At 64.2% G+C, this 25,938-nt stretch carries 27 protein-coding genes; 17 read left to right on the top strand and 10 right to left on the bottom strand.

The features are described 5' to 3' along the window. Nucleotides 1-174: 174 nt before the first annotated feature. The 5 genes from ED21_RS12765 to murI all read right to left on the bottom strand — a co-directional run bounded on the left by ED21_RS12765 (nucleotide 175) and on the right by murI (nucleotide 4,044). Entirely contained in the window at nucleotides 175-528 is a 354-nt protein-coding gene (locus ED21_RS12765; protein ID WP_006834338.1) for a hypothetical protein, read from the bottom strand. 241 nt (nucleotides 529-769) lie between these two features. Next, nucleotides 770-1,462: a nitroreductase gene (locus tag ED21_RS12760; RefSeq protein WP_006834337.1), complete on the bottom strand. Its 693-nt coding sequence runs from the start codon at nucleotides 1,460-1,462 to the stop codon at nucleotides 770-772. Between the two features lie 78 nt (nucleotides 1,463-1,540). Further along, the gene (locus ED21_RS12755) at nucleotides 1,541-1,819 is read right to left on the bottom strand and encodes a YdeI/OmpD-associated family protein (protein WP_083800460.1); all 279 of its coding nucleotides are present in this window, start codon (nucleotides 1,817-1,819) and stop codon (nucleotides 1,541-1,543) included. Between the two features lie 4 nt (nucleotides 1,820-1,823). Continuing rightward, entirely contained in the window at nucleotides 1,824-3,044 is a 1,221-nt protein-coding gene (gene hemA, locus ED21_RS12750; RefSeq protein WP_006834335.1) for a 5-aminolevulinate synthase, read from the bottom strand. Between the two features lie 205 nt (nucleotides 3,045-3,249). Next, complete coding sequence (gene murI, locus ED21_RS12745) at nucleotides 3,250-4,044, bottom strand: glutamate racemase (protein WP_006834334.1); 795 nt, start codon at nucleotides 4,042-4,044, stop codon at nucleotides 3,250-3,252. A gap of 117 nt (nucleotides 4,045-4,161) precedes the next feature. Here murI and plsY point away from each other — a divergent pair, with 117 nt between their 5' ends. The 5 genes from plsY (at nucleotide 4,162) to ED21_RS12720 (ending at nucleotide 10,533) form a co-directional block, all read left to right on the top strand. Continuing rightward, complete coding sequence (gene plsY, locus ED21_RS12740; protein WP_006834333.1) at nucleotides 4,162-4,767, top strand: glycerol-3-phosphate 1-O-acyltransferase PlsY; 606 nt, start codon at nucleotides 4,162-4,164, stop codon at nucleotides 4,765-4,767. Beyond that, nucleotides 4,764-5,882: a DNA-processing protein DprA gene (gene dprA, locus ED21_RS12735; RefSeq protein WP_006834332.1), complete on the top strand. Its 1,119-nt coding sequence runs from the start codon at nucleotides 4,764-4,766 to the stop codon at nucleotides 5,880-5,882. The genes plsY and dprA overlap by 4 nt, the downstream gene beginning before the upstream one ends. Before the next feature lie 103 nt (nucleotides 5,883-5,985). Beyond that, entirely contained in the window at nucleotides 5,986-7,566 is a 1,581-nt protein-coding gene (locus ED21_RS15925) for a VWA domain-containing protein (RefSeq protein ID WP_006834331.1), read from the top strand. 223 nt (nucleotides 7,567-7,789) lie between these two features. Continuing rightward, a complete protein-coding gene (gene topA / locus ED21_RS12725; RefSeq protein ID WP_006834330.1) occupies nucleotides 7,790-10,351 on the top strand; it encodes a type I DNA topoisomerase in 2,562 nt (853 codons plus the stop codon). Further along, on the top strand, nucleotides 10,351-10,533 hold the full coding sequence (locus tag ED21_RS12720) for a hypothetical protein (protein WP_006834329.1): 183 nt from the start codon (nucleotides 10,351-10,353) through the stop codon (nucleotides 10,531-10,533). The genes topA and ED21_RS12720 overlap by 1 nt, the downstream gene beginning before the upstream one ends. A gap of 455 nt (nucleotides 10,534-10,988) precedes the next feature. Here the strand turns inward: ED21_RS12720 and era are convergent, their stop codons facing one another. From era to lepB, 3 genes are read right to left on the bottom strand one after another with little or no spacing between them, the layout of a single operon-like run. Continuing rightward, nucleotides 10,989-11,921: a GTPase Era gene (gene era, locus ED21_RS12710; protein WP_006834327.1), complete on the bottom strand. Its 933-nt coding sequence runs from the start codon at nucleotides 11,919-11,921 to the stop codon at nucleotides 10,989-10,991. After that, complete coding sequence (gene rnc, locus ED21_RS12705) at nucleotides 11,918-12,589, bottom strand: ribonuclease III (protein ID WP_006834326.1); 672 nt, start codon at nucleotides 12,587-12,589, stop codon at nucleotides 11,918-11,920. Before rnc ends, era begins: the two co-directional genes overlap by 4 nt. After that, nucleotides 12,586-13,437: a signal peptidase I gene (gene lepB, locus ED21_RS12700; RefSeq protein WP_006834325.1), complete on the bottom strand. Its 852-nt coding sequence runs from the start codon at nucleotides 13,435-13,437 to the stop codon at nucleotides 12,586-12,588. Before lepB ends, rnc begins: the two co-directional genes overlap by 4 nt. A gap of 53 nt (nucleotides 13,438-13,490) precedes the next feature. On the opposite strand from lepB, the gene pgi reads away from it, so the two are divergent. Together pgi and ED21_RS12690 are read left to right on the top strand one after the other, a co-directional pair. Beyond that, complete coding sequence (gene pgi / locus ED21_RS12695; RefSeq protein WP_006834324.1) at nucleotides 13,491-15,068, top strand: glucose-6-phosphate isomerase; 1,578 nt, start codon at nucleotides 13,491-13,493, stop codon at nucleotides 15,066-15,068. 162 nt (nucleotides 15,069-15,230) lie between these two features. Next, nucleotides 15,231-15,491 (top strand): hypothetical protein, encoded by a 261-nt coding sequence (locus ED21_RS12690; RefSeq protein ID WP_006834323.1) that lies wholly within the window; start codon nucleotides 15,231-15,233, stop codon nucleotides 15,489-15,491. A gap of 31 nt (nucleotides 15,492-15,522) precedes the next feature. On the opposite strand, the gene ED21_RS12685 is transcribed toward ED21_RS12690, so the two are convergent. Both ED21_RS12685 and ED21_RS15510 read right to left on the bottom strand, forming a co-directional pair. Continuing rightward, complete coding sequence (locus tag ED21_RS12685) at nucleotides 15,523-16,176, bottom strand: Crp/Fnr family transcriptional regulator (RefSeq protein WP_198005861.1); 654 nt, start codon at nucleotides 16,174-16,176, stop codon at nucleotides 15,523-15,525. Nucleotides 16,177-16,386: 210 nt separating this feature from the next. Further along, nucleotides 16,387-16,641: a hypothetical protein gene (locus ED21_RS15510; protein WP_156787470.1), complete on the bottom strand. Its 255-nt coding sequence runs from the start codon at nucleotides 16,639-16,641 to the stop codon at nucleotides 16,387-16,389. Between the two features lie 85 nt (nucleotides 16,642-16,726). Between ED21_RS15510 and ED21_RS12680 the strand changes: the two genes are divergently transcribed. The 10 genes from ED21_RS12680 (at nucleotide 16,727) to ED21_RS12635 (ending at nucleotide 25,937) form a co-directional block, all read left to right on the top strand. Next, on the top strand, nucleotides 16,727-18,094 hold the full coding sequence (locus tag ED21_RS12680; RefSeq protein WP_006834321.1) for a DEAD/DEAH box helicase: 1,368 nt from the start codon (nucleotides 16,727-16,729) through the stop codon (nucleotides 18,092-18,094). A 68-nt stretch (nucleotides 18,095-18,162) separates the two neighbouring features. After that, complete coding sequence (gene gorA, locus ED21_RS12675) at nucleotides 18,163-19,515, top strand: glutathione-disulfide reductase (protein ID WP_006834320.1); 1,353 nt, start codon at nucleotides 18,163-18,165, stop codon at nucleotides 19,513-19,515. A 41-nt stretch (nucleotides 19,516-19,556) separates the two neighbouring features. After that, complete coding sequence (locus ED21_RS12670; RefSeq protein WP_006834319.1) at nucleotides 19,557-20,417, top strand: hypothetical protein; 861 nt, start codon at nucleotides 19,557-19,559, stop codon at nucleotides 20,415-20,417. Between the two features lie 51 nt (nucleotides 20,418-20,468). Further along, nucleotides 20,469-21,488 carry an NAD-dependent epimerase/dehydratase family protein gene (locus tag ED21_RS12665; RefSeq protein WP_006834318.1) on the top strand — a complete coding sequence of 340 codons (1,020 nt, stop codon included), beginning with the start codon at nucleotides 20,469-20,471 and terminating at the stop codon, nucleotides 21,486-21,488. Continuing rightward, complete coding sequence (locus ED21_RS12660) at nucleotides 21,485-22,210, top strand: SDR family NAD(P)-dependent oxidoreductase (RefSeq protein WP_006834317.1); 726 nt, start codon at nucleotides 21,485-21,487, stop codon at nucleotides 22,208-22,210. The genes ED21_RS12665 and ED21_RS12660 overlap by 4 nt, the downstream gene beginning before the upstream one ends. Nucleotides 22,211-22,284: 74 nt before the next feature. Continuing rightward, the gene (locus ED21_RS12655; protein ID WP_006834316.1) at nucleotides 22,285-22,839 is read left to right on the top strand and encodes a TspO/MBR family protein; all 555 of its coding nucleotides are present in this window, start codon (nucleotides 22,285-22,287) and stop codon (nucleotides 22,837-22,839) included. 31 nt (nucleotides 22,840-22,870) lie between these two features. Next, nucleotides 22,871-23,116, top strand: coding sequence for an accessory factor UbiK family protein (locus ED21_RS12650; RefSeq protein WP_006834315.1), 246 nt, complete (start codon nucleotides 22,871-22,873; stop codon nucleotides 23,114-23,116). A 32-nt stretch (nucleotides 23,117-23,148) separates the two neighbouring features. Continuing rightward, entirely contained in the window at nucleotides 23,149-23,745 is a 597-nt protein-coding gene (locus ED21_RS12645) for a DNA repair protein RecO (protein ID WP_006834314.1), read from the top strand. Between the two features lies 1 nt (nucleotide 23,746). Beyond that, nucleotides 23,747-24,814 (top strand): 3-isopropylmalate dehydrogenase, encoded by a 1,068-nt coding sequence (gene leuB / locus ED21_RS12640; RefSeq protein ID WP_006834313.1) that lies wholly within the window; start codon nucleotides 23,747-23,749, stop codon nucleotides 24,812-24,814. Between the two features lie 31 nt (nucleotides 24,815-24,845). After that, nucleotides 24,846-25,937, top strand: a complete 1,092-nt coding sequence (locus tag ED21_RS12635; RefSeq protein WP_006834312.1) for a glycosyltransferase family 2 protein — start codon at nucleotides 24,846-24,848, stop codon at nucleotides 25,935-25,937. Nucleotide 25,938 lies beyond the last annotated feature (1 nt).

Here is a 25,938-nt window from a genome sequence, read left to right as displayed (position 1 = left end):
CATAGCGAACCATCCTCCGCGATCTTCTTTCCCGTCCCGCCGCGGCAATCGCCATTGGCCAAAGAATTGCGGCCCGCGCACAGGGCGCGGGCCGCAAGCCGGAGAGGAAACCGGCCTTGGCGCCTGCTTGGGGTTTGGGGGAGAGGGGCAGGCGCCCTTGTCAAAAAGCTGATGTCAGTTGTCGCCTTCTTCCGGATCGATTTCGGCGGCGTCGGCGGCCGGCTCTTCTTCGCCTTGCGCCGAATGATCCATGTCGCCGTGATCGAGCGAGGCATCGGTCGAGGCCTCGGCGGTATCGGGTTCGGCGACCACGACGGCACCGTCCGTTGAGCTGTCTTCCGCCTGCATGGCGTCGATTTCGCTGGCAACCTCGTCCATTGCTGGCGACGTCGTGACCGCTGCATCGGCGTCATCGGGTGCAGGCGCAGTCGTTTCGGCTTCGACGGGAGGTGCGTCCTGCGCAGCGGCAGATACGGCATGCAGGGCGAGGAAAGAGCCGCTCGCGACAAGGAGGATATTCTTCTTCATGGGTGTCTCCACTCTGGGCCGGAAGGGGGCTTTCCGACCTCGATAGACGGTCGGTCGACCTCCGGGAGTGAATTCCAGATTAATGCAAAAGGCATCCATCGCAGGGAGCGAACCACTCGCTGCCGAGCCGTTCGCACAGAGCCGCTACCGGAAAAGAATCTTCCCGGAAGTAGGAAGGGAATTCAGCGCGCGGTGGCGAATTCCGCGTTCAGCCAGTCGCTAGCGAATCGAAGATGAAGGCTCAGTCGAAGCCGACGAAACGCGCCGCTTCCTCCACGCTCTTGCGCGTGCTTACCACCGCATTGGCGGGAAATGTCTCGTCGGGCCATCCCATGGCGACGGCCTTCATGATGACCTGGTTATCGGGAATGCCGGCGTGTTCGCGCACCACGGGGCTTTGCATGATCCCTTGCGAATTGATGACGCAGCCGAGTCCGCGCGACCATGCGGCGTTGACGAGGGCCGTGGTCACTGCGCCGCAATCGAACGGCGTGTCATCGCTGCCGGACAATTCCTTGTCGTACGTGACAATAACGCAGACGGGCGCATCGAACTGGCGGAAGCCGCGCAGGACCCAGTCCTGGCGCGCTTCCTTGTCGTCGCGCGCGATGCCCATGGCGCCGAACAATTGCTTGGCGACACCGACCTGGCGATCACGGTGGACGCCGGCAAAGGGTTCGCCGCGGCGAAATTCGCGACTGTCGGGCTCGCCGGCGAGGATGCGCTCGGTGTTGCCCCTGCGGATGGCATCAAGCGGTTCGCCGGTGATGACGTGGAAGTGCCAGGGCTGGGTGTTCATTGAGGTGGGCGAGCGCATCGCCATCTCCAGCACTTCCTCGATCAGCGCGCGCGGGACAGGCTTGTCGAGATAGCCTCTGATCGAGCGGCGTCCCATCACCACGTCCCTGTAGGTCTGCTCCGGATTACCGCTCATGCTTACTCCCTCGGGTCTCTCCTGAGGGTGACTAGCGCAGCGCGGGGATACGGCAAAATCCCCTACGGCGCGGCAAGGTCACGCATCGACCCACTTGCGGGCGGATTCGCGGCGGTGGGGGCAGCCGGGCCAGCAGCAGGGTCGCTTCTTGCCTTCGAGAACTTCCTGATGGAGCCGGGCGCGGCGCTTGGTGCGGGTCGCGTCCTGCTTGGCGGAAATCGTCCAGCAGATCCATTCGTTGCGCGCCAACGGGGTCAGCGCTTGCCACTTTTCAGATAGCGTAGCATCGCCGTCGAGCATGGCCTTGATTTCGGGCGGTGTCGTGTGGCGAAAGTCTGGATCGGCCGCTTTCGCCACTGGCCTAGGCTGCCTTGCGCAGTTCCAGCTCCATCCGATCCCAGATCTCGACCAGCGCGGTGACCAGTTCGTCCATCATCTCTGCGGTATGCGCAGGACCCGGCGTGAAGCGCAGGCGCTCCGTACCGCGGGGAACGGTGGGGAAGTTGATCGGCTGGACGTAGACGCCGTATTCGGCGAGCAGGATGTCGCTGATCTGCTTGGCGCGCACCGGGTCGCCAATCATCAGCGGCACGATATGCGTGACCGAAGGCATGACCGGCAGGCCCGCCTTGCGCATCTTTTCCTTGAGCAGGGCAGCAGCGGCCTGCTGCGCGTCGCGCTCCTCGTTCGAAGACTTCAGGTGCTTCACCGCGGCGAGCACGCCGGCGACCAGCACGGGGCTGAGCGAAGTGGTGAAGATGAAACCCGGGGCGTAGCTGCGGATGCAGTCGATCACGCGCGTATCGGCTGCGATATAGCCGCCCATCACGCCGAACGCCTTGCCCAGCGTGCCCTCGATGATGTCGATGCGGTGCGCAGCCTCGTCGCGTTCGGAGATGCCGCCGCCGTGTTCTCCATACATGCCGACCGCGTGGACTTCGTCGATATAGGTCAGCGCGTTGTACTTTTCGGCGAGGTCGCAGATCGCATGGATCGGGGCGACGTCCCCGTCCATCGAATAGACGCTTTCAAAAGCGATGACCTTCGGCGTGTCGAAATCTTCGGCCGCGAGCAGCTGTTCCAGATGCTCGAGATCGTTGTGGCGGAAGACGCGCTTCTCGCAGCCCGAATTGCGGATGCCGGCGATCATGCTGGCGTGGTTCAATTCGTCGGAGAAGATCACGCAGCCCGGAAGCAGCTTTGCCAGCGTCGACAGCGTCGCGTCGTTCGAGACATAACCGCTGGTGAACAGCAGCGCGCCTTCCTTGCCGTGCAGATCCGCCAGCTCGCGTTCCAGCTCGACATGGAGGTGCGTGTTCCCGCCGATATTGCGCGTGCCGCCCGAACCCGCGCCGACATCGTGCAGCGCGTTTTCCATCGCTTCGATGACCTTGGGATGCTGGCCCATGGCGAGATAGTCGTTGGAGCACCACACGGTGATCGGCTTGGGGCCGTTATGACCGTGGAAGCAGCGCGCGTTGGGGTAGGCCCCCTTGTTCCGCATGATGTCGATGAACACACGGTAGCGGCCCTCTTTGTGAAGACGACCGATCGCTTCGTCGAAAACCTGTCCGTAGTTCATGATGCCCTCGCCTATAGCCGCTCAATCCCCAGCGGCAATCCCCTATGCCTGAATCGCTATCGGAAACTGCCGTGGGCCGCCATTGGCCATTGGTTCTATAACCCTCGATATATGGTGCGCTGCGCGCCATACGCCAGTCTGGTGGGCTGCTCAATTTCGAAATTGGCAAGCTGCGTCCCGCCGTGCGCAAGCCCCGGTAAACGGTTCAGAAGCGCTTGAGGCGGGTAATACCGTGCCGCTCGAACGCGCCCGCCAGGCGGCGGAAATCGTCGAGTTCGCCAGTCGTGACGGCAAAACTCTTGCTCCAAAAGGAGAAACGCTCGCCCTCCAGCAGGTGCGCAATTCGGCGGGCAATACCCTGCGCTCCGTGGACGAAGGTGACGTGCTTGCCGAAAGCCTCGCGCAGTTCGGGTTCGAGCAGGGGGAAGTGCGTGCAGGCAAGCACGACGGTGTCGAGATCCTCGCCGCCCACCTGCAGCACGAGGCCGCGCGCCGCTTTGGCAACTTCGTCGACGCTGACGGACTCGCCGCGCAACTTGTGTTCGCCCAGCGCGACCAGATCGTTCGCCCCGTAACGCAGCAGCGTCTTGTCCGAGGCGAACTCGCGCTCGAGATCGTCGACATAGCCCTGGCGCACGGTCGCCTGCGTGCCGAGCAAGCCGATCGTGCCCGTTTTCGTGAGCGCAGCGGCGGGCTTGATCGCCGGGACCGTGCCGACGATGGGCGTTTCCAGCACTTCGCGCACCATGCCCAGCGCGATCGTGCTCGCCGTGTTGCAGGCAATGCAGATCAGGCGCGGATTGTAGCGTTCGGCCATCCGCCCAAGCAGGCCGGCGACACGCGCGGCGACTTCGGCCTCGGTCTTCGTGCCATAGGGCAGTCCGGCCATGTCGGCGGCGTAGATCACGGGGGCCTTGGGCATGAGCTGGCGCAACTCGGCCAGCACGGTCAGCCCGCCCACGCCGGAATCGAACAGCAGGATCGGGGAGGAAGAGTTCAAATCGGTCCCTTTTGGCAGCTCGCCGCTTGCCGCAGCGGAGCAAATCGCTCTAGATGCCTCGCTAGACAAAAAGGCAGGGCTTTCACAAGTCTTGCGGCAATGCCGGGGACTTACGGGATGGATTTCGGTACAGACTTTTCGATCAGCGTCCTGTGGGCCGCGCTGCTCGGCTATGCCTTCGGCTCGATCCCCTTCGGCCTGATCCTCGCGAAACTGGCGGGCAAGGGCGACATTCGCCAACAGGGCAGCGGCAATATCGGGGCGACCAACGTGCTGCGCACCGGCAGCAAGGGGCTGGCCGCGGCAACGCTCCTGCTCGATCTCGCCAAGGGGCTGATACCGGTCCTGATCGCCAAGCACTTGTTCTGGGAAGACGCAGGCTGGACCGCGCTTTTCGCCGTGATCGGCCATTGTTTCCCGGTCTGGCTGGGCTTCAGGGGCGGCAAGGGCGTGGCGACCAATGCCGGGGTCAGCTTCGGCCTAGCCTGGCCGCTGGGCGTGGTCTACGCTTTGGTGTGGCTGGGCATGCTCGCGATCACGCGGATCAGTTCGCTCGCAGGGATGAGCGCCGTCGTCGCGACCGCTGTGGCAGCCTTCCTGTTCGGCTGGCCGACCTGGGTGAAGGTGCTGGTGCTGATTGCCGCGCTGGTGATCTTCCTGCATCGGGAAAACATCAAGCGCCTCGCCGCCGGGACCGAACCGAAGGTCGGCTCCAAGGGGTGAACGAGGCGGTCCATCCCGCGCCGGCCACGCTGACTCAGGACGAGGCGTTCGCCCGCATCCGCCTGCTGCGTTCGCCCAATATCGGCCCGGTCAGCTACGCCATGCTGCTGGCGCGCTTCGGTACCGCGGGTGAGGCGCTGGAGGCCCTGCCGGAACTCGGCAAGAAGGGCGGGCGGCAATACCGCGCCGCGCCTCGCGACAGGATCGAGCGCGAGGTCGATGCTGTGCGCGCTTCCGGCGCAAAATACCTGTTCCACGACCAGCTTGACTATCCGCGCCTCCTCGGCGAAATCGACAGCGCGCCGCCGATCCTGACCTGGCGCGGCGACCTGTCGCTGGCCGCCAGGCCCTGTGTCGCCATGGTGGGTGCGCGCAACGCCAGCGCGGCCGCGGTCAAGCTGGCGCGCGATTTCGGGAAAGGGCTAGCCGAGGCCCGTTTCACGGTGGTCTCGGGGCTGGCGCGCGGGATCGACGGTGCGGCGCATGAGGGCGCACTCCCGCAGACCGTCGGCGTCATCGCCAGCGGGATCGACATCGCCTACCCGCCGCAGCACAGTGAATTGCAGGAACGGATCGCGCGAGAAGGCTTGCTCATCGCCGAACAGACTCCTGGCACGGAGCCGCGCGGCAGCCACTTTCCCAGCCGCAACCGCATCATCGCCGGGCTCGCCGCAGGCACGCTGGTGGTCGAGGCTGCGATCAAGTCCGGCAGCCTCATCACCGCCCGGCTGGCAGGCGAGGTGGGGAGGGAGGTCATGGCGATCCCCGGCAGCCCGCTGGAGGCGCGCAGCCACGGCTGCAACCACCTCATCCGCGAAGGCGCCGTGCTGGTGCAATCGCCCGAAGACGTGGCCGAACTGCTCACCGGTTTCGATGGAAGCCCGCGCTCGACCTTCCGCGAGCCGGTGTCGCATTTTGACTTCGAACCGGCCGAATTCGCGGAGGCCGAACCCGCCGACATCGCCAGCCTTCTTACGACCGCGCCCATCGCGGTGGACGAGCTGGTGCGCCAGTCCGGTAAGGGCGCTGCTGCGGTGCAATTGGCGCTGCTTGAACTCGAGATTGCCGGACGGCTGGAACGCCATGCGGCAGGGCGGGTGAGCCTCTCTTCCTGACATTTGGCTCTTAATCTCCGGTCGCACGTCAGGAACCGTTCATCTTCCATCCCTGATCAAATGTGATACAGTATCATTTCGCGTTCGATCGGGGAGAGTCGTGATGAAGAAGATGATTGCCGGGGCCTGTGCCCTTTCTCTGCTGGTTCCAGGCCCTGCCGTCTTGCAAGCGCATGGCGAACAGCCGGATCTCCGCGCCACCGTCCCGCCGCCTTCGCGCGACCTCGGCTATTGCCGTACGCCTGCGCCTTTGCCCGACCTCGGCGAGGAAACCGTGATCGACCAGCAACAGCGCCCCCGCCATCTCGCACCGCCGCCTGTGGCCATGGAAGCAGCGCCGCCCCCTCCGCCACCACCCGCCGCCGCGGCCGCGGATGAGGGCGACCGCATTGTCGTGACCGGTCCGCGCATGAAGCGCGAGTCCATGGAAAGCGCGAGCCCCGGTGCGACCGTCGATGCCGAGCGCGCTCCGCCGCCCACTGCGGCACCGCCTCCGCCGGCGAGCAGCACCATGCCCGGCTATCCGCCGCCGCCCTATCCTCCGCGCCCGCCGCAGCCGCGTCCGCAGAGCGGCCTGCTGACCGCAGGTGAGCACGACGACCTCCTCAATCCCGAGCTTTATGCCGCCTATGTCCGCAAGTCCGACCTGGGCCAGCGCATCGCATCGCTGCCCGTGCTCGACACCTCGCGCATCTTGCGGGTGGAGGCGAAGGACGCGCGCGGGCAGGCGGTTCCCTTCATGCCCATCGAACTGCGCTGCGAGGATGGCAATTCGATCACCCTCAATTCGGTCGCCGATGGCAGCGCGGTGTTCTTCCCAGCGTTGGACCGGCTGAGCGAAACCGTATGGGTCCGCGCCGGTCGCAGCGAATGGCGCATGGTGCGCCTGTCTGCAGGTGAAGGCGCGCAGAGCGTCACCATCCGCTCCGATCGTGCCGCTGAGGCCGTGCGCAAGCTCGACCTTGCGCTCGTGGTCGACGTCACCGGCTCGATGGGCGACGAACTGCGGTTCCTCAAGGAAGAACTGCGCTCGATCATCGACCAGCTCGAGGCGCGCCACCGGGACATCGATATCCGCGTCGCCTTCAGCTTCTATCGCGACGAGGGCGACGATTTCGTTACCCAGACTTTCGACTTCGACAGCGATGTCGCCCGCGCCCAAACCCGTCTTGCGGCCCAACACGCCGGCGGTGGAGGCGATTACGAGGAAGCGATGCAGGACGCGCTGGTCCGCGCCGCCCAGCTCGAATGGCGCAAGGATGCGGTGAAGTCGCTGCTGCTGGTGGGCGACGCGCCGCCGCATGACGAGGACATCCCGCGAACCTGGCTCGCCGCTGAACACTTGCGCGCCGAACGCGTGCATGTCGTGCCGGTCGGCGCTTCGGGCGTGGCGGATGTGGCCGAATACGTCATGCGCGCCATGGCCGCCGCCACCCAGTCGCGCTACACTTTCCTCACCGACGATAGCGGCATCGGCAACCCCCACGCCAAGCCGGCGCTCGACTGCTATCTCGTCACCCGCCTCGACCAGCTGCTGCGCCGCGTGATCGACAGCCAGATCTCGGGCCGCCGGATCGAGCCGGAGAAAAACGAGGTGATCCGCGCGGTCGGCGAGTACGATGCAGGCCGATGCATCCTCCCGCCCGATTTCGCGCAAAGCTCAACTCGGGACAAAGCGGGATAAACTTTCGAGACCCACCCAATTGGGTGGGGTCCTCCGGGGTAGGGCCGGTTAGGCAGGCTCTGCGACCCGAAGGGCTTGATCGGTTTCGAGCAAGTCCTTTTCCTTTATCCCGGAGCGCGCCCTCGGGCCGCTCCGGGTTTTTTGTCGCTTGACGGGTCTCGGGAGCGGTCCCCATTTTCGCGCGTATACGCATACGCACACGTAAGGGACGTTTTTCCACCTCATGCAACTGGTCATCGTAGAATCGCCGGCAAAGGCGAAAACCATCGAAAAATACCTCGGCAAGGACTTCAAGGTCCTCGCCTCCTACGGCCATGTCCGCGACCTGCCGCCCAAAGATGGCAGCGTGCGCCCGGACGAGGACTTCGCGATGGACTGGGAGCTCTATCGCGACAAGCAGAGCCGCTTCAAGGAAATCAGCGACAACGCCAAGAAGGCCGACCGCCTCGTTCTCGCGACCGACCCTGACCGCGAAGGGGAAGCGATCAGCTGGCACGTTCGTGAATTGCTGCGAAAGCGCAAGGCGCTGCCCGAGAAGGTCGACCGCGTCACCTTCAACGCAATCACCAAGCAGGCCGTTACCGATGCGATGAAGGCTCCGCGTGCGCTCGATCAGGATCTGATCGATGCCTATCTCGCCCGCCGCGCGCTCGATTATCTCTATGGCTTCACGCTTTCACCGGTGCTCTGGCGCCGCCTGCCGGGTGCGAAGAGTGCGGGCCGCGTGCAGTCGGTCGCGCTGCGATTGATCGTCGACCGCGAGATCGAGATCGAACATTTCAAGGCGGACGAGTACTGGTCGGTCCTCGCCAAGCTGGAGCAGGACGGGACGCAGTTCGACGCGCGGCTGGTGAAGTTCGACGGCAAGAAGTTGCAGAAGCTCACCTTGGGCGACAAAGGCAGCGCCACGGCTGCCAAGAAGGCGGTCGAGGATGCGCGCTTCACGGTCGAGGATATCGAGACCAAGCCCTTGAAGCGGAGCCCCGCACCGCCATTCACCACCTCGACGCTGCAGCAGGAAGCCGCGCGCAAGCTGGGCTTTTCCGCCAGCCATACGATGCGTCTTGCCCAGTCGCTCTACGAGGCGGGGCACATTACCTATATGCGTACCGATGGCGTGCAGATGGACGGCAGCGCGATCGACGCCTGCCGCAAGGCTATTGCCGACCGCTACGACGCCTATTACCTGCCCGACAAGCCGCGCTTCTATTCCACCAAGGCCAAGAACGCGCAGGAAGCCCACGAGGCAATTCGCCCGACCGATTTCCGCAAGGACCGCGCCGGTTCGGGTGACGAGGCCAAGCTCTACGACCTGATCTTCAAGCGCGCGATGGCAAGCCAGATGGCATCCGCCAATCTGGAACGCACGACCATCACGCTGCGCGATGGCACGGGCAAGCACGAGCTGCGCGCCACCGGCCAGGTGGTCAAATTCCCCGGCTATTTCGCCGTCTACCAGGAAGGCCGCGACGAGCCTTCGGAGAATGACGAGGATGGCGTGCTGCCAAACGTCAGCAAGGGCGACAGTCCGCTCAAGAAGGCGGTCGAAGCGAACCAGCATTTCACCCAGCCGCCGCCGCGTTTCAGCGAGGCGAGCCTTGTGAAGCGTCTTGAGGAACTCGGCATCGGTCGCCCCTCGACCTATGCTTCGACGCTCCAGACCTTGCGCGATCGCAACTATGTCCGGATGGAGAAAAACCGTTTCTTTGCAGAGGAATCGGGGCGTCTCCTCACGGCGTTTCTTGAGCGGTTTTTCGAGCGCTACGTGTCCTTCGATTTCACCGCCGGGATGGAGGATGAACTCGACACGGTTTCGGACGGACGCGAAGAGTGGAAGAAGCTGCTCGCCGAGTTCTGGAAGGACTTCAAACCCAAGACCGAAGAGATCATGGAGAAGAAGCCCTCGGAAGTCACCGAGGTACTCGACGATTTCCTCTCCGATTATCTCTTCCCCGAACGCGCCGATGGCAAGGATCCGCGCCATTGCCCGCTGTGCGAGACGGAAGGGCGCGAAGGCGGACGCCTCGCGCTGCGCGGCGGCCGCTACGGTGCCTTCGTCGCCTGCGCCAATTATCCAGAGTGCAAGTTCACTCGCCAATTCGCCAAGCCCGGCAGCGACGGGGATGACGGCGCGGATGATGGCGTTATGGGTAAGGACCCGGAGACGGGCCTCCCGGTCGAGCGCAAGACAGGTCGTTTCGGTCCGTACATCCAGCTGGGCGAGGGCAAGGACGCGAAACGCGCGAGCATCCCCAAGGACCTCGACGATTTTGATCTCGAGTGGGCGCTGAAGCTACTCAGCCTGCCGCGCATCGTCGGTGCGCATCCGGAAACGGGCAAGGAAATCGAGGCCAATATCGGCCGCTACGGCCCGTACCTGCGCCACGACGGCAAATATGCCAAGCTGACCAGCACCCGCGATGTCTTCGAGACGGGCATGAATGCAGCGGTCTCGCTCCTCGCCGAAGCTGCCAACCGCAAGGGCGGTGGACGGGGTAAGGCCGAACCGATCAAGACGCTGGGCGAGCACCCGACCAGCGGCGGCGAGATCAAGGTCATGCCGGGCCGCTACGGCCCCTATGTCACTGACGGCACCACCAACGCCACGATCCCTAAGGAAATGAAGCCCGAGGACGTGACCGAGGCGCAGGCGATCGAACTGATCGATGCCCGCGCGGCAAAGGGCCCGGCGAAGAAGAAGCGCAAGGCTCCTGCCAAGAAGAAAGCTCCTGCCAAGAAGGCAGCGGCGAAGAAGAAGCCCGTGGCCAAGAAGAAGGCCGGCTGATGGGCAAGGAGCGCTTCGAGCGGCACCAGCAACCCTGGACGGGCGAGGAGGCGGGCCAACTCCGCACCCTCGCCGGCAAGGGCCAGGGCCTCAAGCAGATCGCAAAGGCGCTGGGCCGAAGCGAGGAATCGACCAAGAGCTTCGCCAAGCAGAACAAGATCAAGATCGCGAAGAAGCGGTAACGTTCGAAACGAAGTTCCAAAGAGGATCGATGAGCGCTTCCGCGGACGACGTCAAAAATGCGGCGCAGGCTTACCTGAGTGGCGTCCAGCAAGACTTGGAAGCGTACGGGGGCGTCGACGTTTGCCGGGTAGAGCCCTTGCGTCGATCCAAGGATTTCGCGATTGCGACTTTCAATGCCGTCGCGGTTGTTCTTGCGCGGCGCTACCGGTCAGGAGCGCTCGATCACGAAACTGCGGATTGGATCGCCAACGTTGTCGAGGGCGAGATGCTGGAACTCATGCTCCAGCTTCAACCCAACGAAACGCACATCGAGACGCCTCAGGATTGGAGCGAAGTATACGAAGCTTTTGACGCCGGAGAATTTAACCACTTCGGACGGTCTCAAGATCCAGTTCGCGAATTCACCGATCCCGGAATTCAAGCGTTTCTGACTCGGGTTGAAAGTCGGGGCCAATTACCCCTTCCACTCGAGCCCCATTTCCTCGAACATTTCCTTGTCCTCGCTCCACCGTTCGTCGGTCTTGACGTGGAGGAAGAGGTGGACCTTCTGGCCCAGCAGTTCGCTCAGTTCCTCGCGCGCGGCGGTGCCGATTTCCTTGATCCGGCTGCCACCCTTGCCGAGGACGATTGCGCGCTGGTTGTCGCGCATGACGACGATTTGCTGGTGGATTTCCACGCTGCCATCGGGGCGCTGGATGTATTTTTCGGGCCGTACCGCGCTGTCGTAGGGCAGTTCTTCGTGCAGCTGCTTGTAGAGCTGTTCACGGGTGATTTCGGTGGCGAGCAGGCGTTCGCTGGCGTCGGAGACCTGATCCTCGGGATACATCCACGGGCCTTCGGGCATCATCGCCGCGAGCGATTCCTTGAGTTCGGGTACGCCGTCGCTGGTCAGCGCGGAGACGAAATAAACTTCGGCGAATTCGACCTTTTCGGCCAGCTCCTGCGCCAGCGCGAGCAGCGGTTCCTTCTTCGCCGCGTCGACCTTGTTGAGCACGAGGATCTTGCGTTCGGGGCGCTTCGCAAGCGCCTCGACCAGCGGTTCCAGTTCGTGGCGGCGCTGCTTGATCGGGTCGACCATCAGCAGCACGGCATCGGCGCTTTCCGTCCCGTCCCATGCTGCGCTCACCATGGCGCGATCGAGCTTGCGCTTGGGCGAGAAGATACCCGGCGTATCGATGAGGACCATCTGCGTATCCGCCTCTTCACTCTTGTGCAGCGCAATGCCGAGCATCCGCGCGCGCGTCGTTTGCGCCTTGGCGCTGGTGATCGCGACCTTCTGGCCGACGAGCTGGTTTACCAGCGTCGATTTGCCCGCATTGGGAGCGCCGATGACGGCAACGAGGCCGCACCGCGTTTCCGACCCGTCCTGAGCCTGTCGAAGGGTCATCCGAACTTCTCCATGAATTTCTTGGCGGCGGCCCTTTCGGCCTCGCCCTTGCTGCCGGCGGTGGCGGTAGCCTCCCCGACCTTGTGTACGCTGACCTTGACGGTGAACTGGGCCGCGTGATCCGGTCCTGACCGCTCCACCACCTCGTATTCGGGCGGTTTGCGGCGGTTGCCAGCGGCCCATTCCTGCAGCGCGCTCTTGGGGTGCTTGCTTTCGCCCGCTCCACTTTCCAGCGCGGGGCGCCAGAGCACGTGCACCAGCTCACGCGACTTCTTGAAGCCATTGTCGAGGAACTGCGCGCCCAGAAGCGCTTCCATCACGTCGCCGAGGATATTGTCGCTGTCCTTGCCGCCATCGGCGCGCGCCTGCTTGGATATGCGCATATGCTCCGACAACTCGATCCCGCGCGCCACGATGGCGCACATCTCGCGGCTTACGATGGCGTTGAGACGCTGGGCAAGCTTGCCTTCAGGCGCGTCGCTCTGTTCGTAAAGCCAGTGGGCGATAGACAGGCCGAGCACCCGGTCGCCGAGAAATTCGAGCCGTTCGTAGTCGTCCTTCTCGCCCATGCTGCCATGGGTCAGCGCGGCCTGCCAAAGCGCCTCATTGTTGACGGTGAAACCCGTTTTTTCGAGCCACTCGCGAGTGTCGGGTTCGAGCGCGCTCATATGTCGCTTCCGATCCGGTCCCATCGCGCAGCCGTGAACCACGTCCAGGGCAGCAGCCATTCGGCACTGCCGTCGGTCGACCACAGCACCATGCTCGCGCGCGCGACGAGAAAATCGGTATCGACCAGCCCGACGCCGCCGCCCGCGACCGGAGGGAAGCGGCTGTCGAGCGAGTTGTCGCGGTTGTCGCCCATGACGAAGATCTTGCCCTGCGGCACTACGATGGGGCCGAAATCGTCTTTCGGCCGCGGTCCGAAGTCGATCGTCGCGTAGCTTTTCCCCGAGGGCATCGTTTCGGTGATCTGGCGGTAGCGACAGGTGCTCTCGCCCACGACGATGCCGCCGTCGGCGCGGCAGCCGGTATTCACGCTCATCGGGATGTCGACATACTCGCCGCGGCGCTGTTTAAGCGGTTCGCCATTGAGAAAGATGGTGCCGCCACGCAAGGTCACGGTGTCGCCCGGCAGGCCGATGGCGCGCTTGACGTAATCGGTGCCGTCGACCGGGTGCTTGAAGATCACCACGTCGCCGCGCTCGGGCATGTCGGCGAAGATGCGGCCCGGGATCAGCGGCGCTTCGAAGGGTAGCGACAGGCGCGAATAGCCATAGGGCCACTTCGCCGCGACGAGGTAATCGCCGTTCCTGAGTCCCGGAAGCATGCTCTCGCTCGGGATCGTGAAGGGCGAGAAGATGAAGCTGCGAAAGATCACGACGACCAGCACCAGCTTGAGCACGAACTTGGCGAAATCGCCCCAGCTTTCCTGCTCTTCGGCACTCGTGTCGACTGCGGTCACGGCGTCCGGATCGGCGTCGGCATCCGGTTGCACAAGGCGGGGGTTCTCATTCATCGCCGAAAGCCCTAGTCGCGAGGCAACCGCCCTTCAAAGGATTTTTGCCCGCCATGACCAAATCTGCCGCCGATATCTGGAGCGAACTGGCCGCGCTGCCAAAGCCCACGCTGCTCGAACTGTTCAGCGCAAGCCGTGACGGAGGTGAGGGGGCGGACGAGCCGGGCGGCAAGGACCGCGTGGCAATGCTTTCGGGCCGGATCGAACTGGCGGGCGAGGCCAAGGGCGATCCCATGGCGCCTGGCGGAATACTGTTCGACTGGTCGAAAACCCATCTCGACTGGGCCGTGCTGGGCAAGTTCGCCGAGCTGGCCGAGGCGATGGATTTCGCCGGAATGCGCGCCAAGCTCTTCGGAGGGGAGATCGTCAACCCGACCGAAGGCCGCGCCGCCGACCACGCTACCCTGCGTGGTGTGGGCGACGAGGCGAAGGTGGAAGAAGCCGCCGCGCTGATCGACCGCATGGGCATGCTGGTCGAGGCGATCCACGAGGGCGCGCTTGGCGAGATCGAGCACCTCATCCACATCGGTATCGGCGGCAGCGCGCTCGGCCCGGCTCTGGGCGTCGACGCGCTTGCCCGCGAATTCGCCCGCTGCGATGTCCATGTCGTCTCCAACATCGACGGCGTGGCGCTGGAGACGGCCTTTGCGAAGTGCGATCCGGCCAAGACGCTGATCGCGGTGGCCAGCAAGACCTTCACCACCATCGAGACCATGACCAACGCCGCCAGCGCGCTGAAATGGCTGGGCGAGAACGGCGTGTCCGATCCGGGCGGCCGCGTGGTGGCCCTGACCGCCAACCCCGAAGCCGCGGTGGAATGGGGCGTCGACGAGACGCGCGTCCTCCCGTTTCAGGAAAGCGTCGGCGGGCGCTATTCCGTCTGGTCGAGCATCGGGTTCCCAATCGCCATGGCGGTGGGCATGGACGAATTTCGCGAAATGCTGGCCGGGGCGGCCGAAGTCGACGCGCATTTCCGCGACACGCCGCTGGAGGACAACCTCGTCCTACGCGCAGCCTTCGCCGACCTCTATTACACCCGCGTGCGCGGCTGCCAGACGCGCGCCGTTTTTGCCTATGACGAGCGGTTGGGGCTGTTCCCTGACTATCTCCAGCAGCTAGAGATGGAGAGCAACGGCAAGCGCGTGACCGCCGATATGCAGCCGGTCGACGGCCCCACCGCGCCGATCACCTGGGGCGGGGTGGGCACCGACGCGCAGCACGCGGTGTTCCAGCTGCTCCATCAGGGCACGCATTTGATCCCGGTCGATTTCATCGCCAGCATCGCCCCGGGCGACGCACTGGATCCGGCGCATCACCGCATCCTGCTGATGAACTGCTTCGCGCAAGGAGCGGCGCTGATGGCGGGCAAGAAGGGCGAGGACCCGGCGCGCAATTATCCGGGCGACCGTCCCTCGGCTACGATCCTGTGCGACGATCTCGATGCCGCCACGCTAGGCGCTCTGATCGCCTTCCACGAACACCGCACCTTTGCGGGCGCCGTGCTGATGGGGATCAACCCCTTCGACCAGTTCGGCGTCGAGCTGGGCAAGCAGATGGCGAAGGCAATCGAAAACGGCGAGGCCGATTTCGACGCCAGCACGCGGAGGCTTCTCGAGCAAGCCGGACTTTGACGCCGCGGAAATTTGGCTGCCAGCACTGCATCGCTTCATGTGGCGAGACTGAACTGGGGAGGGTGTCTAGAAAATCCGCAATATTTCCGGCGCTTTAACCAATGTGAAGGCCGAATCGGTTCACTTCATCTTAACCTCGACATTCAAGTCGCGAGGTGGATCGTGAATTACCTTGGCAAGCATCATTTCGAATTGATCTACGAGCCAGACGGTAAGGGCTCGGCGGATGTTCGGCATTGTTATGGCGACGATGCCGCGCCGCTGTTCTACTACATCGAACGGCAACGGCTGAACGGTCTCTGCCGGATCACGCGCGACGGAAATAGCTTTGCCAGCCTTCGCTATTCGCCTGACAGCCGGATCTGGGTTGTCGTCGGGGCAGTATCTCCGGCGATGGAGCTCCAAGGCGCACAGGTACCGTAGAGCGGCCCGGCGGGGCAGACAATTGCGCCGGTCAGACCGCAGCGGGCAGACCGCGAGGCCCGGCGGGGTAGAGATAGTTTCTGTCGAACCCCGCTTCCGCGCACATCGCGGGCATGTCCAGGACGATCATCGTGCGGCCGAAGCTGCGAACCAGCCCGCGCTGGCGCAGCGTCTGCAGCGAGCGGTTGGTGTGCACCGCGCTCAGCCCGGCGGCGTCGGCGAGATCGGTTTGCGTTACCGGCATCTGGAATTCATACCCGTCGCTCTCGCCGATATCCTGCAGCCGGTGCGCGATTTCCAGCAGCAGATGCGCCACCCGGCTGACTGCCGACCTGCGCCCGACATTGAGCGTCCATTCGCGGAAGATCGCCGCGTCGACCAGCGTGTCGAACCAGAGGACACGCGCCCATTCGGGAAATTGCTGCGCCAGTTGCAAAACCGCGCGGCACTCGATCCGGGCCACCCGGCACGGGCTGTGCGTGCGTATGCTGTGATCGGATTTCAGCATCAGCGCCGATTGCAGATCGACCATGTCGCCGCGGAAGTGGAACGAATTGATCTGCCGTTCGCCATTGGCCAGCGTTTTGAAACGGCTCGCGCAGCCGGAAACGATCAATGCGCAATGGTTGGTCAATTCGCCTTCGCTGACGATCTGGCGGTACATTTCGTAATCCTGCAGTTTCACGTCGAGCGACAGGAACGCCTCGCGCGCTTCCTCCGACAGAGCCCCGCGCCTGTCCACCTTACGCAGGTAGAATTGCAGCGCTTCGCGCCCTTCGGATGTATTTCGGAAAATCGCCCACTCCTCCATGACCGGGGGAGCGCAAGCTTGTCTCTCAGCCGCCGGTGCCCAGAGATTGTGACCGACGATAGCATCATAGTATACTATTGCGGGTTAGATTTTAACATTGATTAGCGAGTTTTTCTGACGCTGCATCGCCAAGTAATTCCAAGCGGTTACTCTCTCGCCTGCTGCGAATGACAATTCGGGCAAGCGCTCGGCTTGTGCGCTGCACAACCGTGTATTGACTTTTTGCATTGCAGCATCCACATGGCGCCCATCGAAGCGCGCAAGCCAGCGTGAAGCGGCGATGTGAGAGACATCCATCGCCCCGGCCGCGCCTCGGTCCAGTTTTTTCAGACTTCCCATTTCACGCGGGTGGTTCCAACCCCCGCGACGTGCGACGATTCCGCCCGGAATCCGTCAGCGCGCCGCATGTTTTGCGAGTTTATTCATGACACAATTTACCGACCTCGGGCTGTCGCAGCCCGTGCTCCAGGCCCTCGACATTAAGGGCTATACCACGCCGACGCCGATCCAGGCGCAGGCCATTCCGCCCGTGCTCGAAGGCCGCGACCTTATGGGCATTGCCCAGACCGGCACCGGCAAGACCGCCGCCTTCATGCTGCCCAGCATCGATCGGCTGCGCGACGCAGACAAGCAGTCGCCGTTCAAGTCCTGCCGTATGCTTATCCTTGCACCGACACGCGAACTGGCAGGCCAGATTGCCGATAGCGCGAAAGACTACGGCGCACTTGCCGGGCTAAAGGTGCACAGCATTGTTGGCGGCACGAGCGTTAACAAGGATCGGAACAAGCTGCATCGCGGTACCGACATTCTCGTCGCCACGCCCGGCCGCCTGCTCGACCTGATCGACCAGAAGGCCTTTACTCTCGACAAGGTCGAAATCCTGATCCTCGACGAGGCCGATCAGATGCTCGACCTCGGCTTCATCCATGCTCTGCGCAAGATCAGCGAGCTGGTGCCCGATGACCGCCAGACGCTGTTCTTCAGCGCCACCATGCCCAAGCAGATTCAGGAACTGGTCGGCAAATATTGCCGCAACCCGGTCAAGGTCAGTGTGACCCCGGAAAGCACCACGGCAGAGCGCATCGACCAGTATCTCTTCATGGTCCAGCAGGACGAGAAGCAGACGTTGCTCGAGATGATCCTGTCCGAACGCCACCAGGTCCCCGGCAAGTTCGAGCGCGTGCTCATCTTCGCCCGCACCAAGCATGGCTGCGACCGGATCGTGAAGAAGCTCGGACAGAGCGGCATCCCCGCCAACGCCATCCATGGCAACAAGAGCCAGCCGCAGCGCGAGCGAGCGCTGGACGAGTTCAAGCGCGCCAAGACGCCGATCCTCGTTGCCACCGATGTCGCCGCGCGCGGTATCGACATTCCGGGCGTCAGCCACGTGCTCAACTACGAACTGCCCAACGTGCCGGAGCAATATGTCCACCGCATCGGTCGTACCGCACGCGCAGGCCGTGACGGCGTGGCCATCGCCTTCTGCGCCGAGGACGAGCGCGATTACCTCAAGGACATCCGCAAGAAGACCGACGCGGAATTCGAGCGCCTGCCGCTGCCCGACAATTTCCGCGCCGTGGTCGAAGGTGTCGGCCCGACCAAGCGCGAACAGAAGCCCAAGCTTGCGCGCCCCAAGGTGCGTCCGACCGGCGGTGCGGCAAAACCTAAGCCCAAACAGAAGCATCCTGCGCGCAAGGGCAAGCCTGCCGGCGCCGGGCAGGGCGGAAGGCCGGGTGGTCGGCCCGGCGGCAATCGCAATCGCAGCCGAAACCGTCGTAGTAGCCAGGGCTGAGTGAAGCGGCGGTTGCCCTTGCAGCCGCCACTCGCCATATCGCGCGCTCACTCAGACAGGAGCGCCCTATGGCCGAGACCTACGATTACGACCTTTTCACCATCGGCGCCGGGTCCGGCGGGGTGCGTGCATCGCGCGTCTCGGCTGCGCATGGCGCGAAGGTTGCGATCGCCGAGGAACACCGCGTCGGCGGGACCTGCGTCATTCGCGGTTGCGTGCCCAAGAAGATGCTCGTCTACGGCGCGCATTTCGCCGAGGATCTCGAGGACTGTCAGCGCTTCGGCTGGGAGATTGGCGAGAAGAAGTTCGACTGGGCCAAGCTGCGCGACAACGTGCTGGCCGATGTCGATCGGCTGGAAGGCGCCTATACCGACACGCTGAACAACCACGAGGTCACGATCTTTAAGGAGCGCGCCGAGATCACCGGCCCGCACGAGATAACGCTGGCCAGCGGGCGTAAGGTCACGGCCAAGTACATCCTCATTGCAACCGGCGCGCGCCCGCGCATGCCCGAATGCCAGGGCGCCGAGCACGCGATCAGCTCGAACGAGGCCTTCCATCTCGACGAGCTGCCGAAGAAGATCATTATCGCGGGCGGAGGCTATATCGCCAACGAATTCGCCGGCATCTTCAACGAGTTCGGCTGCGATGTGCACATCGTCAATCGCGGCGATCGCCTGCTGCGCAGCTATGACGAGGCCGTGCGCGACCGCCTGCTGCAGATCAGCACGATGAAGGGGATCAAGTTCCGCTTCAACACGACGTTCGAATACATCAAGCCGTGCGACGAGGGCGGCTATTTCGTAAAGATGAGCGATAGCGACGAGGAAAAAGCCGACCTCGTGATGTTCGCCGTGGGCCGCATTCCCAATACCGAAGGCCTGGGCCTCGACAAGGCGGGCGTGGAACTGGGCGAGGGCGGCGAAATAAAGGTCGACCGCTTCAGCAAGACCAGCGTCGACCATATCTACGCCGTGGGCGATGTCACCGACCGCGTGCAGCTTACCCCCGTTGCCATCCGCGAGGGCCAGGCCTTTGCCGACATGGTGTTCGGCGGCTGCGATCCGGTTGCGGTGGACCATTCCTGTATCCCGAGCGCGGTGTTCAGCCACCCGCCAATCGCCGCCGTCGGCATGACGGAGGGCGAGGCCAAGAACCAGCTCGGCAGCGTGAAGGTCTATCTTTCCGATTTCCGCCCGATGAAGAATGTCCTTGCCGGTCGTAACGAGCGCAGCCTGATGAAGATGGTCTGCGATGGAGACAGCGGGAAGATCGTCGGCATTCACCTGATTGCGCCGGAAGCACCCGAAATGATGCAGGCCGCCGCCATCGCCGTGAAGGCAGGGCTGACGAAGGCAGATTTCGACGCGACCACCGCGATCCACCCGACCATGGCTGAGGAACTGGTCCTGATGCGCTGACGTTCAGCCTCTGGACAGACCGGAGCGCGGAAAATGCCAGCATGATCAGGATGATGAGCCTAGCGCTGCTGGCCTGTGCGGCCTGCGCTCCTGCCGACGATAGCCCCGAGGCGGCGCAGACTGCTCCGGAGGATGCGGCGACCTATGCCACGCAAACAAACGCACCGACGCCTGATTACAAGGCGCTTCTGGCCGAACCGGCGCTTGGCACAGGCAGCTGGGTCCGCCGCGAGGCCAGCTCGCCGCTGCCCGCCGATGCAAAGGCGATAGGCGAACGCTGGATTGCCCGGCTGGACGCACGAAACGCGCTGAACGGCTACGGCCTTGCGGGGAAAGGGCCTGATGGTCCGGTCAAATCCATCGACACCGGCCTGACCGCGAGCGAATTCGAGAACTGGGCGCAGCGCAACGGCTGGAGCGTCCCGACCCATATCGCCTGGACCTTCGTGCCCGAACTCGTCCTTCCCCGCGTCTCGGATGCGGCCAGTCCGGGTATTCGCGTGTGGCCCGCATCGACCGCGCGCACGGGTGCGCAGAACGAGGCGCTGTTGTGGGGCAGGGTCGAACTGCGCGATGGCTGTTTCCACGGCGATCTCGGTGACGGGAAACCGGAAAAGCTGGCGTTCTTCCACGAGGAAATCGGGCTCGATGTCGATGGCGAGGGCTTCTACATCCTGCGCGACCGCGTTTCGGGGCGCACGCTTGCCCGCATCGGTGAGCAGATGAACTGGGGCGGCCCGCCATCGGCCTATATCGCGCCCGAACTGGAGCGCGAAATCATGGACAAATGCGGACCAGGCGAGATTCTCGTGGTCGGTTCGCCGGAATCGCAGGAGCGCTTCCTGACCCAGCATCCGCATTTGCGCGATCCGGCACCGCCACCTCCGCCCCCGCAAGGTTAATTGCAGCGCACAGACCCTTCGCCTAGGCTCCTCCGAAAGGGAGGCTGAGACATGGCAGGCACTGTTCTTGTAACCGGTGGCACGGGCTATATCGGCGGCGAGGTCATCGACCGGCTGCTGGCAAAGGGATACACGGTCCACACCACGGTGCGCGATGCCGCGAAGAGCGAACCGAAGCTGCGCACACGCTGGCCGGAGGCTGGCGACAAGCTCAAGGTCTTCTCCGCCGACCTCCTCTCCGACGATGGCTGGGCAGAGGCCAATGCAGGCTGCGACGCGGTGGCGCACGTCGCCTCGCCATTCCCGCTCGACGTGCCGAAAAACGCCGACGATCTCATAATCCCTGCGCGCGACGGCACGCTGCGTGCGCTCGAATTCGCGCACAAGGCGGGCGTGAAGCGCTTCGTGCAAACCAGCTCGGCCGCCGCCATCGCCTATGGCCATCCGGACAAGGACCACTTCGACTACACCGACTGGACCGATCTCACCGCGAACCCGCCGCCCTATATCCAGTCCAAGACCGTGGCCGAGCGCGCCGCGCGCGACTGGGTGGCGCAGTACGCGCCCGACATGGTGTTCTGCTCCATCAATCCGGTCGCTGTCTTCGGCCCGGTCTATGACGAAGACATGTCCACCAGCGTCGAGATGGTGAAGAAGATTATCGACGGCTCGATCCCGCTCATTCCCAACATGGGCATCTGCATCACCGACGTGCGCGACGTGGGGGAGGCGCACATCCGCGCGTTGGAGGCGCCTGCGGAAACCGTGCGCGGCGAACGCTTCCCGACCTCGCAGAAATTCCTATGGATCCGCGAGATGGCCGACACGATACGCGCCCGCGTGCCGCAGCATGCAGGCAAGGTTCCCACGCGCCGCATGCCCGACTGGCTGGCGAAATTCCTCGCGCTCTTTATGCCCGAAATGCGCCAGGTCAAGGGCGAACTCGGCAATGTGCGCGATGTCTCCGGTCGCCATACCGAGGAAAAGCTCGGATTCACCTACATCCCCGCCGAACAGACGCTGGAAGACACGGTAAAGAGCCTCGTCGAAAAAGGCATCGTGAAGGCATGACGGCTTTTACCGGCAAGCACATCCTCGTCACCGGCGGGAGCGACGGCATCGGGCGCGAATTGGCGTTCCAGCTGCGGGATCGCGGAGCCGAGGTGACGGTGACCGGGCGCGCCGCGCACAAGCTGGCGGCGATGGAAGCGGAAGGCTTCCGCACGATCGAGGGCGATTTCGCCAACGCGGCGGGCGTCGATGCCGTTGCCGCTGCCTGGAGCGACGCTCCGCTCGACATCCTCGTCAATAACGCCGGGATGGGGCTGGAGCATGATTACCGCACGGGAAAGATCAGCTCGGCCGATATCGAGGCTAACATTCACGCCAACCTCACCGCGCCGATCCTGCTCTCGGCCCGCTTGCACGAGAACCTGAAAGCCGGGCGCGATCCGATGATCGTCAACGTCACCTCGGGCCTCGCCATCACGCCGAGCACCTCGGCTCCGCTCTATTGCGCGACCAAGGCAGGCCTCAGGTCCTATTCCATCGCCGCTCGCGAGCAGTTGCGCGAAAGGGGCATCCATATGCTCGAAGCGCTGCCGCCGATGGTCGATACCGAGATGACGAGGGGGCGGGAGGCGAAGAAGATGTCCGCGCCCGATTGCGCCGCGGCGATCGTGGAAGCGATGGAGAAACGCCGCGAGGAGGCGCACATCGGCCTCGTGAAGACGCTGAAGCGCCTGCACTCCGTCTCGCCGAAACTCGTGCAGAAGATCCTCCTGCGCTTCTGAGCGCGATTGCAACCAATGCAATGCCGCGCCACAAGACGGCTAACGATTCGGGGCGCATCGAGGGACCTTCACACATGAACATGCTGGCTTCACGCGGGCAGCTTCGCGCTAGTTTGATCCGCTGGGCACTGTTTCTTGTGCCGCTCTGCGTGCTGCTCGGCTTCCTGTCGGGCCGGATCGGTTCGGCCGATACCGAGTGGTTCCGGATGCTCGCCAAGCCCGACATTTTCCCCGAGCCCAAGTGGTTCGGCATTGTCTGGACGATCCTTTACATCATGATCGGCTTCGCGGTCGCGCTGGTCGCTGCGGCTTGGGGCGCGCGGGGGAGGACGGCGGCACTGTGGGTCTTTGCCGTGCATTTCGTGCTCAACCTCGCCTGGTCGCCGGTCTTCTTCGGACTGCAGCAGATCACGGGGGCGCTGGTGGTGATCGGGTTGATGATCGTGACGCTGCTGGCGGTGATCGCGCTGTTCTGGAAGGTGCGCCGCCTCGCGGCCGTGCTCCTGCTCCCATATCTCGTGTGGATCTGCTTTGCGGCGCTGCTCAATTACGAGTTCCTGCGCCTCAACCCCGATGCCGACGGCGGCGCGCAGGGGGAGCGGATCGAGCGCGTGCGGATCGGCAATTGAAACCCTGCACGCGCACGCCTAGATAGCGGCCATGCAGAGCCAGAGCCCCATGATCGCCGACTTCGTCAAACTCGCCAATTCGGCGGCCGGAACGCTGGCCGGCATGACCCGCGAAGCGCGCGAGACTGCGCGCGAACGGGCCAAGGAAGCTTTCGGCGGCATGGATTTCGTGACCCGCGAGGAATTTGACGCGGTCAAGCAGATGGCCGCCAAGGCGCGCGAACAGACCGAAGGCCTCGCCGCCCGAGTGACGGCGCTGGAAGCCAAGCACAAGTGACACCAGCCCCTGCGGGCAGGTAAGGCGGCGCGATGCATTTGCGCGCCCCTGCCATCCTGCTTGCCGCCCGACCGCATGGCGAAACGGCCGTCATTGCACGCCTCCTGACCGAGGAGAGCGGCGTTGTGGCGGCCTATGTCGCGGGTGGGCGCGGGCGACAGCTGCGCCCGGTCGTGATCCCCGGCAATCTCGTCGAAGCCGAAATCCGCGCCAAGTCCGACAGCCAGCTGCCCTTCGCGCGCCTCGAACTGGCGCAGAGCCGCGGGCCTTGGCTGACCGAACCTTTGCCTGCTGCCGCCATCGCATGGACCTGCGCGCTGACCGCCAGCGCCTTGCCGGAGCGCAACCCCTATCCCAGCCTTTACAGCGCGCTTGCGGCCCTGCTCGAGGCGATCTGCAACGCCCCCTCGGCGCGGGGTTGGGCGGGCGCTTTGGCGACCTACGAAGTGCTTCTCTTGCGCGAGCTCGGCTATGGGGGAACGAAGCCTGTGATAGAGGGACTTGAGCAAGCTCTGGAAATTCTGCGCGCGAATGAGGCCCCGATCGCGCGCTACCTGCTTGCCGACACCCGCGCCGACGTTCTAGCCGCACGGGTACTCCTGATGCACCGGCTCGAACGGATGGCCTGACATGAAACTCGCGATATTCCCCGGCGACGGAATCGGACCCGAAGTCATTGCCGAGGCTGTACGGGTGCTCGATGCGCTCTTTTTCCCGCAGCTCACTCTGTGGGAAGGCGATGTGGGCGGAATCGCCTACAAGCGCCATGGCCATCCGCTGCCGACGGAAACGATCGAGATGGCCTGCGCTGCCGATGCCGTGCTGTTCGGCGCGGTGGGCAATCCCGAATGCGACGATCTGCCGCGCGAACATCGCCCCGAACAGGCGATCCTCGGCCTGCGCAGCGAGCTCGGTCTCTTCGCGAACCTGCGCCCTGCGGCGGGCTATCCGGGGTTGGAGGACATGTCCTCGCTCAAACCCGAGATTGCGCGCGGGATCGACCTGCTGGTGGTGCGCGAACTCAACGGCGACGTCTATTTCGGCGACAAGGGCGAACGCGCGAGCGACGGCGGGCGCGAGGGATGGGACGCGATGTCCTATAACGAAGCCGAGGTGCGCCGCATCGCCCACACCGGTTTCCGTGCTGCGCAAAAACGCCGAGGAAGGTTAACCAGCGTGGACAAGGCCAATGTCCTCGAAAGCAGCCGCATCTGGCGCGAAACCGTGGTGGAGGTGGCGAAGGACTATCCCGATGTCACGCTCGATCACATGTATGTGGACAACGCGGCCATGCAGATAGTCCGCAGCCCCGGCCAGTTCGATGTGATCCTTACTGGCAATCTGTTTGGCGACATCCTCTCCGACCAGGCGAGCGCCTGCGTGGGCTCGATCGGCCTCATGGCCAGCGCCAGCATGGGCGAGCGGCAGACCGAGTACGGCACTTTCGGCCTCTACGAACCGATCCACGGCAGCGCGCCCGACATCGCGGGGCAGGGCAAGGCGAACCCGATTGCGGCCATCCTCAGCCTCGCCATGCTGCTGCGCCATTCGCTGGGGCGCGAGGGGGAAGCGGGCCGGATCGAGAGAGCAGTAGCCAAGGTCGTGGCGGGCGATGTGCGCGGGGCGGACCTCGGCGGGACGGCTTCGACCAGCCAGATCGGCGACGCCGTGCTGAACGCTCTCGCCGCAGAGTCTTGAATTCGAAGCGAAAGCGCGCCACGCCGCGCGCATGACGCTCGAGCTTGCGATCATCCTGCCCACGCTCAACGAGCGCGAGAACTTGGCCCCGCTGGTCGAGCGGATCGAGCAGGCGTTGGGGACGGAGGGCTGGGAAGTGCTCGTCGTCGATGACAATTCGGCCGACGGCACGGCCGATGAGGCTCGCCGGCTTGCGCGAGAGGATGGGCGGGTGCGCGTCATCCACCGCATCGGGCGGCGTGGCCTCGCAAGCGCGGCCATCGAGGGCTTCTGCGCCACGGCTGCGCCCTTCGTGGCGGTGATGGATGCCGACCATCAGCACGATCCGGCCTTGCTCGTGGAGATGTTGGAGGCGGTCCGTTCGGGCGAGGCGGACGTCGCCGTCGCCAGCCGCTTTATCGATGGCGCGAGCACGAAGGACTGGGCCAACCCGGGGCGCGAAAAGCTGTCGGGTGTCGCCAACCGCCTCGCCCGCAAGCTCACCGGCGTCGACCTGACCGATCCGATGAGCGGGTATTTCCTGCTGCGCACGCAAACGGCGCTGGCATTGGTGCCGCGCCTTTCGGGGATCGGCTTCAAGATATTGCTCGACCTTCTCGCGACCGCAGACACGCCGCTGCGCGTGTGCGAAGTGCCCATGCAGTTCGCCGCGCGGCGGTCGGGCGAAAGCAAGCTCGACCGGGCGATCGCGGTCGATTTCCTCGCCGGGCTTTATGACAAGAGCTTCGGGCGGATCATCCCCACGCGGTTCGCCCTGTTCGGCACGGTCGGTGCACTGGGCGTCGGCGTGCACCTTGCCATCCTCTACCTCTGCCTGTGGGCGGCAGGGGCGCAATTCGCCTGGAGCCAGGCCATCGCCACACTGGGCGCGATGACTTTCAACTTCTGGCTCAACAACTTTCTCACCTATCGCGACCGGCGGCTCAAAACGACGAGCAAGCTCCTGCGCGGGTGGGCCAGTTTCGTCGTCGCCTGCTCGGTCGGCGCGCTTGCGAATGTGGCAATGGCGAGCCTGCTCTATGCGCGCGGCCTCCATTCGCTGCTCGCCGCGCTGATCGGGATCGCCATCGGCTCGGTCTGGAACTACGCCCTGTCGAGCCGCTTCGTCTGGGGCCGCTACTGAG

The sequence above is a fragment of the Erythrobacter sp. SD-21 genome (assembly GCF_000181515.1).
Taxonomy (GTDB): domain Bacteria; phylum Pseudomonadota; class Alphaproteobacteria; order Sphingomonadales; family Sphingomonadaceae; genus Qipengyuania.
Note: the sequence above shows the minus strand (reverse complement) of the source record. Positions and strands in the feature narration are given on the sequence as shown.